This is a genomic window from Vibrio sp. qd031 (assembly GCF_002100145.1).
In the GTDB taxonomy this organism is placed as follows: domain Bacteria; phylum Pseudomonadota; class Gammaproteobacteria; order Enterobacterales; family Vibrionaceae; genus Vibrio.
Genome location: NZ_JXQD01000008.1, coordinates 132960 through 149041, shown reverse-complemented (window position 1 = coordinate 149041; position 16082 = coordinate 132960). Strand labels below are relative to the sequence as shown.

Below are 16082 nucleotides of genomic sequence, written 5' to 3'. Positions count from 1 at the left end.
GTTGATAGGCAGGGTGTGTAAGTGCTGTGAGGCATTGAGCTAACCTGTACTAATTGCCCGTGAGGCTTAACCATACAACACCCAAAGGGTTTTGATTGGACTCAAATAAGAATATTGAATGTGTGGCTAATTGGTTTTCATCTTTTTTAGAAAAAGATAAAGACAAAAACTTTTAAATAGCTTTCCGAATTATTAATTTTTGCTTTTGGCTTTTTTCGAAAAAGCTGAAGACAAATAAGAGATTTTTCTCGATGACCATAGCATTGTGGACCCACCTGATTCCATGCCGAACTCAGAAGTGAAACGCAATAGCGCCGATGGTAGTGTGGGGTTTCCCCATGTGAGAGTAGGACATTATCGGGATTTAATATCATTGTACTGAAGCACGTTAAGATAAGACTTTATTGCAATAACAATTTGTGGAGAGATGGCTGAGTGGTCGAAAGCACCGGTCTTGAAAACCGGCAACCGTTAATAGCGGTTCTAGGGTTCAAATCCCTATCTCTCCGCCACTATTCAAAACCCCAGCAGAAATGCTGGGGTTTTTGTGTTTTTGGGGAGTAACCTCCTCGCTCGACACCCTAATACACATCTTAGTTTCCTATGTCACTCGAAGCGACAATTGAGTGCTCTTTAAAAGCCACCTTAGTCGAACGGACCTATTCCTTCTGGATTCGCTACCATGAGGTTTAACGCTGTCGCGTAAAACCGCACGGTATCGAGGTAACGTCGCACAATATCGACTTGATACCGTCCCGTTTTGCGCTAGCGAAACGTAACGGTAGCAATGCGTAACCACCAGATTGGTATGAAAAAACCTAATGTATAGACATAAAAAAACACAGCCCAATGGCTGTGTTTCTCTAGTTAACTTATGATGCTATCGCGTTAACTAGCATCCACTAAAGCCAATGCCTTTTGAGCGACTTCATTAGCGGCATTGGTAAAGTTCTGCTTATGCAGTGCATCACTTAAATAAGCGTAATCCTTGGTATCACTTCGCACTTTAAGTGCCGTTTCAAAGGCTAGCTGCGCAGCACTCCAATCTTCCTGATGCAAGTGCAATTGACCCAGCGCACTGAAAGCATCGGCTTGCTCAGGATGCTTAGATGTGTACTTTTCTAAATCCTTGATGATTGGATGACGATCTTTGAGTTGTAGCTCCGGAATGAGCTGAAATAGAGCCGGTTCAGGGTGCTTAGCGATGGTTTCCTTAATTAAGGTGTAAGCTGTACTGTCGGCATGTCGCTCGATCAGTTGACGTACAAAGGCCTCAATGAGTACAGGATCTTTGCGCTGTTTGCGTGGCATGCTGTCCCAATATTTAATGAGCCCATTCGTGCCCTCTAGGTTCGCCACATCTTTCAGCTTTCCACTTTGTGACAGTTGAGTCAGTCTCAATTGTTCTGGTTGCTCGAGTAGATGTTTTTTGTCCAGTGATGGCAACAATTCATACAAGGGCTGCCACAGTTCTAGTTTCACGTAGCACTGTTTAATTAACTTGAGTAGTACTGGATTATCGGGATACGTATTACGTAGGGTGCTTAATACATCAAACGCGTTTTCGTACTCTAATACACTGATGTGTTGCTTGGCCTTAGTTAGGCCGACTGCCAATGTTGAATCAGGTTGCTCTGAGGCCTTTTCCAAGTGCTTATCTCGCTCGGGAATCTTGCCTTGAGCGTGTGCCGCTTCTGCAGCCACTAAATAACACAGCAGAGGCTTATCGTGATGGTTAGACCAACGGGTCACTTTCTTTTCTGCGGCCTTCCAATCGCCTTCTACGAGCTTAATGATGCCTTCGTTTGTATAGCGGCGTGCTCGTTTAAGTTTGCGAACACTGAAGTAGTTCCATGTTGCGCTGGTATAGCGAAATGATTTCTTAACTAGGGTCTCTACTAAGAACAGCAAGGCGAGCAAAATAATCACCAGGATCACAAGCGTAGTCACGCTCATTTCTAGTGTTTTATCCGCGATTGATATCAGCACATAACCTTGTTGACCCGAAAATTGCGTTCCTACAAATAGGCCGGCCGCTAAGATCGCAAATAGGAATAGAATACGTATCATGATGCCTCCTTGCTGCCTAAGGTAGTCACGTCTTTACGTAAACGTACGCGGATGATCTCTTCTAAGATCGGTTGAGTACTAAGTTTGCTTGGATACTCGATGGAGACATCTTGATCTAAGAGTGCTTTAACTTGTTTTTGGAAGCTTTGAACTTTGGCATCATCTTGCGCAAAGTATACCGCAGACCACTCCAGAACTGTGTCGATTGACGTTCGATACAGCTCATCTTGCTCTTGATAAACACCTCGGATCGCGGTTTCAAGCTTCGCTTTGGCATTCTCGCGCAGATAGAAGTGCTGTTGAGGTGACAGCAAAGGTACGGCGCTGCCATCACGGACTCGATAGGTGATGAATTGATCTGAAAACGCTTTTAATGACGACATTAGATTATCTTGCCAGTCGGTAATGTCACTGGAGACTTCTTTAATGGCAACTTCTTCGGCTTCCGGTACAACTGCATTGGCGAGGGGCAAGGCGTCGATGGTTTTTTGCAAACTTATCAGTTTAAGAACCAGACCATCTTTATCATAGACGGGGGTCGAGCGAAGCTCGGTTAAGTCGTCATTAATGTGTTGTCGTAATTCAGTCAAGCTAGGATCGTTTAAGGCGGCAATTCGTTGGTCCGCGCTTTCCATTAAGTGCGTCGCAGTAACGACATCGTGTTCTAAGTGAAGCTTGCTAGAAGCTAAATTGACTAGGTAATCAGCTTCTGCCAGTAACCAGTCGTTAGGACGGCGACCTTTTACGTCGGTGACGGCGGACTGCAACGCTTCAATGCTTTGCTGCTGCTGCGTTTGCGTCACTTCTACTCGGCTGACCATTTCAGATGTTTGCGCGGTAAGATCTTTACTCGCGTCATTCACCGATTGACTCAGTTGTTGATTATTACTGGTAATCGAGTTTTTGATTGTCGCTAACTCTTGGCTCAGTTGTTGGTTTTGCTGTTGCAAGTACCAGTAGCCGTATGCCGCGGTTAAGATCGCGATAATCAGCGCAACCCACGCAATCTTGTTGCTAGGCTGCTTTTGTTTGTCTGCATCAGGCGTCTTAGGCTTAGGCTGTGATTTAGGTTTATCAGCTTGAACCGATGAGGCGTTTGACTGGTCTTTATTTGCGGTGCTTTTCGGTGATTCCTTTGCCGGAGTGGTGTCTTTCTCGGTTGTTTTGGCATCTGAAGCGGACGTCGGGGTCACGTCAGTGTCTTTGGGCTCGGAGGCGTTTGTTTTATCCGTCATACAGGAGTCCTATAGTGATTCAGCGAGCAATGTGCTGCAACAAAGTTTGGTTATCGGCTTTATGAGTTATGATTATTTGGTTAAAGCCATAATGCTGTGCCAATTTACTTATCCTAGCGCTAGTTACAAAAAGTTGCCGTGATTGCAACCAAGCTAATTGATCTAGATTGGCTTTTTTTATTAACAATTTCAATTGTTCTGCGCTGGTAACAACCAGCTTTTCTACACCTTGAGCTTGCCAGTGTCTAAAGTGAGACTCGCTATCCCATACAACAGGGTACCTTTGGTAGCTCTCTATGTATGAGACATGAGCGCCTCGGCTGGTTAATGTTTTATACAGTAATTCCCGCCCACTATTACCGCGTAAAATAACTATAGAGCGCCCATCAACACTGCGCAATTTAGGGTGACTTAATAAATGTTCGCTGTCTTCGATAGTGGGATGCAGCACCGGTTGCTTGGTAAACTGTTGCAAACAGTACGCGGAAGATTTACCCACTGCCATGTAACAAGCAGAGGTTGGCCAAGAAGAATGGTGAGTGGTTATCCACTCATTGAGGAACATGGATGCTGGCTTGCTGACTGAGATGATGATGTCGGCTTGGGACAGTTGTTCGATGCAACTCTCAGACAATGATGTGGACTGGGAAAACTCAATCAGCGGAAAGGCGATAGCCTGTATGCCTTGCAAAGCGAGCTGCTGCGCTAATTCGTTGGCCGCTTGTTGCGGCCTTATGATTAGCACACTCATTAATTACGATTCCTGTTCGTAAAGTCGAGTCAATATCTCCCTTGCACCTTCATCGAGTAGCCGATTGGCAAGAGCCACACCTAATGATTCGCCTTGTGATTTCGGGCCTGAAATCTCACCACGAACAATCACGCTGCCATCGGGTTCACCAACCAGGGCGCGCAAGTGTACGGTGTCGCCATCGATAGTAGCATAACTGCCAATAGGGACCTGACACCCCCCTTCTAGAGTTAAGTTCATTGCTCTCTCACACAATACACGCTCAGTCGTTTCTTGATGTGATAATGGAGCGAGCAATGCCAATATACGCTCGTCATCTAGGCGGCATTCAATACCTACCGCACCTTGCCCCACTGCTGGAAGCGATTGCTCTGGTTCTATAAACGATTGAATTCGCTGTTCTAGTTTAAGGCGCTTTAGACCTGCGGCGGCCAGAATGATAGCGTCGTATTCCCCAGCATCAAGTTTGGATAAACGAGTGCCTACATTACCTCGAAGCTCTTTAATAATAAGGTCGGGGCGTCGTTCTTTGAGCTGACATTGTCGGCGCAAGCTACAGGTACCGACTGTCGCTCCTTGAGGGAGTTCCTCTAAGCTATCAAAAGTATTTGAGACAAATGCATCGCGCGGGTCTTCACGTTCACAGATTATTGCTAGCCCAAGGCCTTCAGGAAAGTCCACTGGAACGTCTTTCATTGAGTGAACGGCGAGATCGGCGCGGCCTTCGAGCATCGCGACTTCAAGTTCTTTCACAAACAGCCCTTTGCCGCCCACTTTGGCTAAAGGCGTATCCAAAATGATGTCACCCTTAGTGACCATGGTGACCAACTCAACATTAAGTTGAGGGTGATGCTTTTCCAGTTCTGCTTTAACGAATTCAGCTTGCCAAAGAGCAAGAGGGCTTTTTCTAGTCGCAATACGGACCGTATTAGTCGAGTGAGGCATGATGGTTTGTATGGTCAATTAGGTTGGTTTTATCCTAACATTCAGAGCAAGAAAGTGTACTTTTTCAGAGCTTTGTTGCGGCGTTTTTTGAGCAATAGGCTTAGCCAAATGATCTAGTGTGATGTGGATCTCAAAAACTACTTGAGTCTATGCGGTGCTTGAGGCAAGATGATGCCCGACTTTAAGCACGGATGCTCGAGACGAATTCTTTACCTGATGGCTAAAAAGTGTTACATTTGTCACGTTTTCATGGTCAATTCGGTGGAGGTTTATTCAACTTTGGCGTTTTGGCCCAGATAGGAAATACCTTTGCAGTCATTCACTAAAAGCATGATTCATCGTTTAGACTTGCTGAACGAGCAACGCGTTGCTCGTGCGCTTGCGTTGATGGACACCAGTGCGCAAAGAGTATTCCACCTTATCCCAGCACTATTTCACTATCAACACCCTGCATTACCAGGCTTTGTCGACGGTGACACCCCTTTTGGTATTCCAGACTTTCAGCTTGATGAGACAGCTCAACAGTTGCTTGATTCTTTGGTTGTCACCGATAACACACTTAAAGCGCATAATGAAACTCAAGTCCTAGGTCTTTACACCATGGGCAGCACATCATCTATTGGTCAGTCTACGACCAGTGATATTGATGTATGGGTGTGCGTGTCATCGCTAATGTCGTCAGAGCAAAAATCGCTACTCAGTCATAAGTGTACATTGTTGTCTCAATGGGCTTCAGAACAGGGCGTAGAAGCAAGCTTCTTTGTTATGGACGAAATGCGTTTTAAGGCGCAACGTTCAGAAGCAATGACCGGCGACAATTGTGGCTCTAGCCAACATATACTCTTACTCGACGAGTTTTATCGCTCGTCTATGCGAGTTGCAGGCTATCGATTGTTATGGCAAGTCGTTCCACCAGAAATGGAAGAGTGCTACGACGACTATATTCAGCAGTTATGCGACAGTAATGCCATTGATTGCAGCAAATGGATTGACTTTGGTCGATTAAACTCTATTCCAGCTGAAGAATACTTCGGCGCCAATTTGTGGCAACTGTACAAGAGCATCGACTCTCCATTTAAGTCGGTTCTCAAAGCTATATTGTTGGAAGCGTATTCTTGGGAATACCCTAACACTCAGCTTTTAAGCCTTGATTATAAGCGCCGATTCTTCGCTCATGAGCCAGATCTGTACAGCATGGATGCCTATTATCTAATGCTAGAAAAGGTAACGCGTTATTTAGAGCGCACTGGCGATCACACCAGACTTGAGCTTGTTAGACGCTGCTTCTATTTAAAAACCAAAGAAAAAATCACGCGTGAGCCGGAATCTGGCTCAGTGGCGTGGCGCCGTAAAGCTCTGAAAGAGCTAACCGCTCAATGGCACTGGCAACATGACACACTTGAGTGGCTAGACAATCGACGCAGTTGGAAGGTAGAAGACGTTAAAAGCATGCATCATCAGTTGCTAGAAGCCTTGATGCTTAGCTATCGAAACCTTATCCAGTTTGCACGTCGTAACAAGATAACCTCGGCCATTAGCCCGCAAGATATCAGCATTTTAGCCCGCAAGTTGTACGCAGCGTTCGAAGCCTTACCGAGTAAAGTGACTTTGTTGAACCCTCAGATCGCGACCGACTTACACGAGTCTGATTTGACCTTCATCCAAGTGAATCCGGGCACAGTAAACAAACATGGCTGGTACCTTTACAAGCAACCTTTAATTGCGGATCGCATCATTGGCCAACCTAAGATTGCGCATGACGAAAACCTCTCTAAAGTGGTCGCTTGGTCATTCTTTAATGGCTTAATTACGGAGTCCACTCGTCTGCACTCGGTAGTCAAATCGTCCGACATCGATATTGATAAGTTTTATCAGATGGTCAGCGATCTAAGAAACACCTTTTCGCTTCGTAAACGAAGAGCGACGATGGAAGCGTTGGCCAGCCCATGTGAAATTAGCCAGCTAGCACTGTTTATCAATTTTGAAAACGACCCAACCAGTCGTTTAAGCAGTAAAGACGCCAAGCTTGACCCACGTAAAGTGGATGTCTTTTCGTATGGCAAACAGAAGCAGTGTCTTATTGGCAGTGTCGATGTGGTGTATCGCAACTCTTGGCATGAAGTTCGGACAATGAGTTTCAAAGGTGAGCACAGCTTGCTTGACGCACTAAAAATGCTGCTAGGAAAAATGCACCAAGGTGCGATTCCTCCAGAATCATTGGATGTATTTAGTTACAGCCAGAACCATCGCAGCCTTATACGAAATTCGGTCTATCAGCTGCTTGCTGAGTGTGTTCGTCTGCGTTTGCAACCGGTGGAAGAGAAAGCGCAACGTGGCTACAAAACAATCGGCTTGGGCCAGCAGCGTTATGGACTGTTTTTCGAACGTCGAGGGGTCTCTGTACAAGCTCTCGTTGGCGGCGTCGATTTTTACCGCTCTGTGGCTGACCAAAAACTGAATGGCTCACTGTTTACCAAAATGGATCGCGATCAGTCGTTCGAGCTGCCACACGCTATCGAAACGTTTGCCAGTGAAGGGTTGATTCAGTTTTTCTTTGAAGACACTAGCGATGGATTTAACATTTATGTGCTAGGTGAGAAGAACGAAGCGGAAGCGTATCATCAGCTTACTGATAAGCGCACAGATAAAAGTGAAGTCATTGCATCAATCAATCAACACTACACCGACATCAACAATGACGGTGATGTGAGTATGGCTAACTTCAATCTACCTCAATATTACCAAATCATTCACCCTGAACAGGGCGAATGTTATGTGGTGCCTTATAGTACGGACTTTGAAATAGAGTCTAGGCCCTCACAAGCCGTTGGTTTGTAAGGCTACTCTGGCCAGTCTATTGGCTCATCAGCGTGTTTAACACACTCTTGCTTCACCAATTCAATGAGCTCCAACCCTGACTTTGAACAAATCCAAGCGTCCGACTGCAATGAAAAATGATAGCCTCCCGATTTGGACGCTAACCAAATTTCTCGCATGGGCTCTTGCTTGTTGATCACAATCTGACTGCGGTCTTCAAACTCAAGCGTAAGCACGTTACCCGTCGCTTCATAATCGATATCGGCACCCGATTCATCGATCATTTCTTCGATTTGGGTCAGCAGTGCATCCGCTAATTGGTGAAATTCACTCTCCTTCATGCTTTGTCCTATTGCTTTTCTTAATGGTGGTGCGATTATAAAGGCACTATATCACTGAAAAACAATATTGAATATCAGGCCAACATGAGAAAACTGTACATCATTGTCAGCTTAGGGTTGATGATAGGGCTTACTGGCTGCGGCCAGACAGGAGCGCTCTATCTGCCTGACGACACACAACAATCGCAACCACAACCAGATTAAAGGACAAATCGTTTGGACTACTTCAATTATCAGCAGGACGGTGAATTGTGGGCCGAACAGGTACCCTTGCGCCAAATTGCAGACACCTATGGCACACCAACTTATGTATACTCGCGTGCAACCTTAGAACGTCACTGGAACGCGTTTGATCGTTCCGTGGATGGGCACCCTCATTTAGTGTGTTATGCGGTTAAGGCTAACTCCAACTTAGGGGTGCTAAATACGCTGGCTCGTTTAGGGTCGGGGTTTGACATTGTTTCTATGGGGGAGCTTGAGCGTGTACTTGCCGCCGGTGGTGACCCTAAGAAAGTAGTGTTTTCCGGCGTAGGTAAAACGGAAGACGAAATGCGTCGCGCTTTGCAACTTAACATTAAATGCTTCAATGTCGAATCTGAACCTGAACTGGAAAGGCTGAATAAAGTCGCCAGCGAAATGGGGGTTCGCGCGCCAATTTCATTGCGGATTAATCCGGACGTTGACGCTAACACTCACCCGTACATATCCACAGGGTTGCGTGACAACAAGTTTGGAATTGCCTTTGATCGCGCACCAGAGGTGTATGCGTTTGCTCACGGATTACCGTCACTTGAAGTGATGGGGATTGATTGCCACATTGGCTCGCAATTGACCGACTTGGCACCGTTTATCGATGCAACCGACCGACTATTGGGCTTGATAGACAAGCTACAAGCCAGTGGCATTGCAATCCGACATTTGGATGTTGGTGGTGGTTTGGGCGTGGTGTATCGTGATGAGTTACCGCCGCAGCCGTCTGAGTACGCGAAAGCCTTACTGTCTCGACTGGAGAACCATCCCGAGCTTGAGCTAATCTTTGAGCCTGGGCGAGCAATTGCTGCGAACGCTGGGGTGTTGTTGACTAAAGTTGAGTTTTTAAAACACACCGAGCACAAAAACTTTGCCATTATTGATGCAGCAATGAACGACTTGATGCGACCAGCTCTCTATTCCGCTTGGCAGGATATTGTGCCTGTGGCCCCAAGAAAAGGCGAAGCACACACTTATGACTTAGTCGGCCCAATATGTGAAACGGGCGACTTTATTGGTAAAGACCGTGAGCTGGTACTGCAAAATGGGGATCTATTGGCAGTGCGCTCTGCGGGGGCGTATGGCTTTGTGATGTCATCCAACTATAATAGCCGCCCACGTGTCGCGGAAGTTATGGTGGATAAAGAAGCGACTCATTTAGTTCGTCAACGCGAAACACTTTCCTCTTTGTGGGAACTCGAATCGATTTTACCGGAGTAATGCGTCGTAATGCACTTTCACTTTTCTAAAATGCACGGACTGGGTAATGACTTTTTGGTGGTGGATTGCATCACCCAAAACGTGTTTTTTTCCGCTGAACTGATTAAGCGAATGGCCGATCGCCATACTGGCGTCGGGTTTGATCAGTTACTGGTGGTTGAAGCACCGTATGATCCTGAAACTGACTTTCATTACCGGATATTTAACGCCGATGGCAGTGAAGTGGAGCAGTGTGGTAATGGTGCGCGTTGTTTTGCGCGTTTTGTGACCATGAAGGGCTTAACCAATAAACGAAGCATTAAGGTCAGTACCAAAAAAGGCAAAATGATACTGAATTTAACTCAGGACAACTTGGTGTCTGTGGATATGGGGGTTCCCGAGTTCGAACCGAAACGCATCCCATTTAATGCAAAACAGAAAGAAAAAACCTATATTTTACGTACTGGTGAAAAGACTCTGTTTTGCGGTGCTGTATCTATGGGTAATCCTCATGTTGTCACCACAGTTGAGGATATTAATACCGATGATGTCAGCGTTTTAGGGCCAGAGCTCGAGTCACACGAACGTTTTCCAGAACGAGTTAATGCGGGTTTTATGCAAGTCATCGATCGCAAGCATATTGCACTACGAGTGTATGAACGCGGCGTAGGCGAAACTCAAGCCTGTGGCAGCGGTGCATGCGCTGCGGTGGCCGTTGGCGTTATTCAAGGACAGCTCGACAGTGAAGTGAACGTTACTTTGCTGGGGGGTGAGTTGACCATTAAGTGGGAAGGCGAAGGGAAGTCATTGTTTATGACTGGCCCTGCTACCCACGTTTATGACGGACAGATAAGCTGCTAATCATGAGTCGAGTTAATACACAAAACCAACCCCAAGAGCCTCTGAGTACAGAAGAAACCGATCTTGTTGTGGCTGAGTATCTTGAACAGCACCCCGGTTTTTTTGAGCGTCACCCAGAGCTGCTAGAAAGGTTGAATATACAAGCTAAAGACACGGGTACGGTGTCGTTGTCTGGGATCCAGTTGCAACGACAACGTAAGCGAATCCAAGAGCTTGAAGAAGAAGTGACGGACCTCATGTCTCTCGCTTCGGCTAACGACAAAACCTTCAACGAGTTTATGTCGCTGCAGCAACAAGTATTGAGTTGTGAGCGTGGCAGTGACGTGATTAATGCGATTGCGACCAAAGCACGCGATCTCAAGCTGACCGCCCATGTGGCACTTGTCGGCAGCGAGCATTTACCACTTTCGGCAGAAAGCTGGCATCGGTTTCAGCAAAATAATCTGCACGGTAAGTCAGCGTACCTTGGTCGATTGAAACAAGGGGATCGCAGTGCGTTGTTTGACACGCTTCCTTCCTCGGTGATCCCAGAGCTGGGATCCTACGTGATTTTGCCATTGGATAAGGCGGGTTTACAAGGGTGCTTGGTGTTTGCAAGTGAAGACGGTGGGCACTTTAGGCCAGAACAAGACACGCTGTTTTTGCGTCACTTAGCATTAGTGACTGCCCACATGCTTGCCGACCTACCGTGGAAGTAGCCGGTGACTAGGGCTAATGCGCAAGCAATGATGTCACATCAGTGGGTGACATCATTTCTTGAGTATCTCATCAACGAAAAAGGCTACAGTCCCCTAACTCAAGCCAACTATAAAACTCAACTTAATGCGATCGCAACGTTAAGTGATGAGTTGGGATTAACGAGCTGGGAACAGTTGGATGTTAATTGGATAAAACAGTTGGTGGCCAAAAGCGCTCGTAACGGTCTTTCGAGTCGTTCTATTGCCCTTCGATTGTCGGCACTTCGCAGCTTCTTTAACTATTTAATGCTCACCGATCAAGTCACTGTGAACCCAGCCCAAGCGGTCAATGCACCGAAACAATCCAAACCGCTGCCCAAAAACCTAGACGTCGATGAAGTGTCTCAGTTGCTGGAGGTTAGCGACAACGATCCCCTATCTATTCGTGACAGAGCGATGATGGAGCTGCTGTATGGCACTGGAATGCGCCTCAGTGAGTTGGTGGGCCTAACAGTGAGTCAAGTGACGGATGGTCGCGACGAAATTCGCTTGCTCGGAAAAGGCAACAAAGAGCGAATGGTTCCCTTTAACGGCGAAGCGAAACGATGGGTGGATAAGTGGCTAACTGTGCGCCCACAACTGTTAAAGACGCCGCAAAGTGCGCTGTTTTTGTCTAAGCTTGGTCGACAGATCTCTACACGCCAGGTGCAAGTAAGGTTAAAAGAGTGGGGCCTAAAGCAGGGGGTGACCAGCCACATTACTCCCCATAAACTGCGTCATTCGTTTGCGACACATGTATTGGAGTCCAGTCAAAATCTGCGGGCTGTTCAAGAATTACTAGGCCACGAAAACCTGTCTACGACGCAAGTATACACGTCCTTGGACTTTCAGCATTTAGCGTCTGTCTATGACAGCGCACATCCTAGAGCAAAGCGTAAAAAGACCGATCAGTAATTCGGCCTGTCACAATGATTATTGGCACACCATAGAAGGCACTTGCTATGAAGTTTTACCGCTCTTTACCTCCTTTAACGGCCATCACTTTCGATTTAGACGATACCCTCTACGACAATCATAGCGTTATGCTTCGCTTGGAAGCTCGCTTTCTTGAGTGGCTAAACGACAATGCCGCACAGATGAGGCGATGGGACCGGATGCATTGGCGAGTATTGAGAGAGCATGCTCTGCGACGAGCACCATCACTAAAAAATGATATGACCGCACTTCGTATTGCTACGATTGAGGCTGGGTTATCAGAGCAAGGCTATACTAAGTCTCACATTGATTCGATTACGACTGCTGCAATGCAGCGTGTGTATCAATGGCGAAATGAGGTTGAGATTTTACCTTCAACACATGACGTGCTCTCCAAGTTAGCTAAAAAGTACCCCTTGGTGGCAATTACAAATGGTAATGTAGACTGTCACGCTATAGGACTCAGTCATTATTTTGCTTATACTTTCAGTGCGGGACCCGATGGAGTGGCTAAGCCAGAACCACACCTGTTCAACAAGGCCGCGAAGGCGCTCAGCTTAAACCCTGAGGGTATTTTACATGTTGGTGATCACTTAATTAGCGATGTTGCGGGTGCCAATGCTGCAGGGTTTAAGTCAGCCTGGCTAAACACCAGTAATCGTAGCTTACGTCACTCGCTGAATGTTGAGAGTCTACCGGATATTGAGCTTAGCGACCTTCGTCTGCTACTTTCGTTGTAATTTACGTGATTTCGACCTAAGAAATCGTTTGCGTAAGGCGAATCTGGTAAGCTTTTCTTGGAACAAAACGGATAATCAGGCATAGTTATAGTATATCATACTGATAAGAGTCACCATGCATAGTCGATCACTAATATTTCAAAGTATTCATGAGCTTAATGAGCATTTAGAGCAGACTGTGATCCACAGAGATGCAGATTATCTCGTTCAGCTTTTTGCTGCATGTAGCGCCGACCAAGCCAAACAGTACTCATCTGCGTTAAAAAGCGCGATCCCTAACGCCGTCATCGTTGGCGCAAGCGCTCAGTTTACAATTGCGCAAGGGCGCACGCTTGAGAAACAGTGTGTTGTGCACATCACTCAGTTTGATACAAGTGAGCTCTTCGCCTATCACACACCGATAATGGACGATATTGTCGATACCTGCAGTGATATTGCACCGATGTATCGTCGACACAAAGATCGAAAAGCGCTTATTGGTTTTGCCGATAGTATCAATGCAAATGACTACCCGCTGTTTTCTCAACTCACCCGCAATGAGCCAATGTTACCGATCTCTGGTGGTGTGTCACATGAGGTGGATGGAGAAAGCTGGGTATTGCTCAATCAGACCACTTACCAGCGCCACTTAGTCACTGTGTTGCTATGTGGTGAGCAACTCAGTGTTGAGCGTCAGTGCTTCACTGAATGGCACCCAATAGGCCGAGAGTTTGAAGTTACAGAGGCTGAATTTGGGCGAGTGTATTCGCTGGATGGACAACCACCTCTTCATTTTTACAAAAAATACCTCAATCAAGGCCACCCTGTAGCCTATGAGGTCGCTCGTGATTTCCCGCTACTTAAGAATACTCAGTCTGGTCAAGATACCTTCATCCCAACGTCAATATCGGCCGATGGCAGTATGGACTTTATCGGTGAGTTGAAACAGGGGGATCGAGTTCGATTTTGCTACAACCACCCCAGCTTAACTCTAAACCAAGTTAATGGCGCAGTTAAACAACTCAAACGATTTTCTCCGCAAGCACTATTTGTTTATAACTGTCTGTCGCGTCTAGACTTTATGGAAGGGGACGAAGAGCTAGAAGTGTTTGATGACATTGAGGGAGTAAAGGCGCAGGGTTTTTTCTGCATGGGGGAGTTTTTTTATACTGCGGGTCAGCACAGCATTATGCATCACTCTATGACGTTACTCGCGTTGAGTGAAAGAGAAACCCCGTTAATCTCTCAGTCTTTGATCAGTGAACAAGCTCAAGAGAAAAAGGAAAATCTTCCACCGCTCTTTTCTCTCATTAAAAATGCATTGGATGATGTCGATACCATGCAGCAGCAGATGGAGAAGAGACTAAAAGCACAATCTGATTCACTGCTGGCCAGTTACCGCATTGACCCTAGAACTGAGCTGCCTAACCGCACCGTTCTAAAGCAGCGCCTAGAGCAATTTACAAATAACGACCACCTTATATCGGTCAAAGTGACGAACTTCCCGCAGGTAAATGAAAAGTATGGCTATGAGATCGGCGACTTACTGCTAAAAGAATTGACCGCACACATTAAACAAACCATCGCTCAGCACGTTCCTAACGGAGGGGTGAGTTTATACAGCCTTGGGATCGCAGAGTGGGCGCTGGTGTTTAACTCTCAAATGAGCCAAGAAAAAATTAAAGAATATTTTATCGGCTTAGCGGATTACACAGAAAAAATAAATTTCGAACCAGTAGGCCTGCCTGAAATGGATTACCTATCGGTTTCGGTTCGCGGTGGCTTGATTTCAAGAGATAATTTCCCGGTAGATTCACCGGACGAGCTGCTGTTGAAGTCGATAGAATCGAGACGGTTTGCCACAAAAAATCACCAGTTTATTGTCAGTGCCAATGAGCTACGCAGTGAAGAACGCCAACGACAAGAAGAGTTTGGTTGGCTCAACAGCGTGAGCCGCGCGGTTCAACGGAAAAATGTCGTCTCTTACGCGCAAGGTGTGGTGAGTGTTGAAAGCAATCAACTGGCATTTTATGAGTGTTTAGTTCGTATAGAGGAAGAAGGCAAAATTATTATGCCTGGGCAATTTCTGCCTGTGATTGAAGGGACGCACCTGTATGCTCGATTGAGTCATCAGATGATCAAAGAGACCTTTCGACATATGCGTAATCGCACCGAGTCGTTTTCGATAAACTTGTCGCCGCAAGATATGCTCAGTAACCGCACCATGTATTTACTAGAGCAAGAAGTCGCGCAGCTTAAAGACCCATCGCGATTTGGTGTGGAAGTGTTGGAGACAGAACAGATCAAAGACTACAATCGAATGCGTGAGATTTGCGATCATTTTCGCGCTATGGGTGTAAGAATTGTGGTGGATGATTTTGGCTCCGGGTATTCCAATATCGATGAGATCATCAAGTTAGAGCCGCATATCATTAAGGTCGACGGCAGTTTGGTCCGCAATATCGATCGCGATCCAAAGCAGCGTGCTATTACAGAACAACTGGTGAACCTATGCCGGGTGTTTAATGCCCAAACGGTTGCCGAGTTTGTCCACAATAAACAGGTTGCCGACATTGCAACCGATATGGGATTTGACTTCCTACAAGGCTTCTATTTCTTTGAGCCAAAACCTACTGAACTGATTTAACTAAGATCTTAGAGCGTGACCGCTTCGGTCTGCTTGATAGGCAGCAAAATAGTACTTCATCGAGTGAGACAGAGCGTGGGCTTGTTCCGTCTGGTTATGCAGTTTTAAAAGTTCAATGCCGATTTCACAGGTGCAGACGCTATTGGGCTTTTGATTGCGTCGCAACGTAAACTCGCTGCTGTGTTCCAATTCCAAGTGAAAGGTTGGTAGAGCCTGCAACCAAGGACTTTGACGCCACATTTTACCGGCTTCCTGCCACGTAGCATCCAATACAATATACAGTGTATTGGATTGGGTAAGGCTTGGTGAGCTTACCGGTTGGCTATTCGGTGTAGGAAACAGTAACACGGGATTAGCGTGGTTGTTTATAGCCTCTAGCAGTTCAACAGGCGGCGTACGCCTATCCCAAGTAAACGATGCACATCGTGTCAGTTGCCATTGCAGCAATTTAGCGCTGTTGGTGGCACGAGCTAACTCATTGGGGTGCTGGATCAACAACAAGTCAAAATGATTGTCTAGTGGCGTCATCATTGCGCACACACATTGATGACGCATCCCACATTTTGGACAAGTCATGACAAGCCCTTATTGGTCG

13 protein-coding genes, 1 tRNA gene and 2 rRNA genes are annotated in these 16082 nt (G+C 46.3%); 10 read left to right on the top strand and 6 right to left on the bottom strand.

Features of this window, described 5'->3' with window-relative positions; genetic code table 11:
• The 3 genes from ST37_RS05340 to ST37_RS05330 form a co-directional block, all read left to right on the top strand.
• Positions 1–74: ribosomal RNA gene (locus ST37_RS05340) — 23S ribosomal RNA — on the top strand; the annotation flags it as partial.
• Between the two features lie 173 nt (positions 75–247).
• Positions 248–363, top strand: a 5S ribosomal RNA gene (gene rrf / locus ST37_RS05335).
• Positions 364–421: 58 nt separating this feature from the next.
• Positions 422–512 (top strand) — tRNA-Ser (locus tag ST37_RS05330).
• Between the two features lie 376 nt (positions 513–888).
• Here the strand turns inward: ST37_RS05330 and ST37_RS05325 are convergent.
• The 4 genes from ST37_RS05325 to hemC are packed head-to-tail and all read right to left on the bottom strand — an operon-like array spanning position 889 to position 5001.
• On the bottom strand, positions 889–2070 hold the full coding sequence (locus ST37_RS05325) for a heme biosynthesis HemY N-terminal domain-containing protein (RefSeq protein WP_084884420.1): 1182 nt from the start codon (positions 2068–2070) through the stop codon (positions 889–891).
• Positions 2067–3305, bottom strand: coding sequence for a uroporphyrinogen-III C-methyltransferase (locus ST37_RS05320; protein WP_084884417.1), 1239 nt, complete (start codon positions 3303–3305; stop codon positions 2067–2069). The genes ST37_RS05325 and ST37_RS05320 overlap by 4 nt, the downstream gene beginning before the upstream one ends.
• Before the next feature lie 19 nt (positions 3306–3324).
• Complete coding sequence (locus ST37_RS05315; protein WP_084884416.1) at positions 3325–4056, bottom strand: uroporphyrinogen-III synthase; 732 nt, start codon at positions 4054–4056, stop codon at positions 3325–3327.
• Positions 4057–4059: 3 nt separating this feature from the next.
• Entirely contained in the window at positions 4060–5001 is a 942-nt protein-coding gene (gene hemC, locus ST37_RS05310) for a hydroxymethylbilane synthase (RefSeq protein ID WP_084884414.1), read from the bottom strand.
• Positions 5002–5310: 309 nt separating this feature from the next.
• Between hemC and ST37_RS05305 the strand changes: the two genes are divergently transcribed.
• The gene (locus tag ST37_RS05305) at positions 5311–7839 is read left to right on the top strand and encodes a class I adenylate cyclase (RefSeq protein WP_084884412.1); all 2529 of its coding nucleotides are present in this window, start codon (positions 5311–5313) and stop codon (positions 7837–7839) included.
• Between the two features lie 2 nt (positions 7840–7841).
• On the opposite strand, the gene cyaY is transcribed toward ST37_RS05305, so the two are convergent.
• Positions 7842–8159, bottom strand: coding sequence for an iron donor protein CyaY (gene cyaY / locus ST37_RS05300; RefSeq protein WP_084884411.1), 318 nt, complete (start codon positions 8157–8159; stop codon positions 7842–7844).
• 216 nt (positions 8160–8375) lie between these two features.
• Between cyaY and lysA the strand changes: the two genes are divergently transcribed.
• From lysA to ST37_RS05275, 6 genes are all read left to right on the top strand, one after another.
• Positions 8376–9629 (top strand): diaminopimelate decarboxylase, encoded by a 1254-nt coding sequence (gene lysA, locus ST37_RS05295; protein WP_084884409.1) that lies wholly within the window; start codon positions 8376–8378, stop codon positions 9627–9629.
• Between the two features lie 9 nt (positions 9630–9638).
• On the top strand, positions 9639–10469 hold the full coding sequence (gene dapF / locus ST37_RS05290; protein WP_084884408.1) for a diaminopimelate epimerase: 831 nt from the start codon (positions 9639–9641) through the stop codon (positions 10467–10469).
• Between the two features lie 2 nt (positions 10470–10471).
• Positions 10472–11167 carry a DUF484 family protein gene (locus ST37_RS19705; RefSeq protein WP_143698132.1) on the top strand — a complete coding sequence of 232 codons (696 nt, stop codon included), beginning with the start codon at positions 10472–10474 and terminating at the stop codon, positions 11165–11167.
• 27 nt (positions 11168–11194) lie between these two features.
• Complete coding sequence (gene xerC / locus ST37_RS19700) at positions 11195–12100, top strand: tyrosine recombinase XerC (RefSeq protein ID WP_143698133.1); 906 nt, start codon at positions 11195–11197, stop codon at positions 12098–12100.
• A gap of 47 nt (positions 12101–12147) precedes the next feature.
• A complete protein-coding gene (locus tag ST37_RS05280; protein ID WP_084884406.1) occupies positions 12148–12861 on the top strand; it encodes an HAD-IA family hydrolase in 714 nt (237 codons plus the stop codon).
• A 115-nt stretch (positions 12862–12976) separates the two neighbouring features.
• Complete coding sequence (locus tag ST37_RS05275) at positions 12977–15487, top strand: EAL domain-containing protein (protein ID WP_084884404.1); 2511 nt, start codon at positions 12977–12979, stop codon at positions 15485–15487.
• On the opposite strand, the gene ST37_RS05270 is transcribed toward ST37_RS05275, so the two are convergent.
• Positions 15488–16063, bottom strand: a complete 576-nt coding sequence (locus ST37_RS05270) for a DTW domain-containing protein (RefSeq protein ID WP_084884402.1) — start codon at positions 16061–16063, stop codon at positions 15488–15490.
• Positions 16064–16082 lie beyond the last annotated feature (19 nt).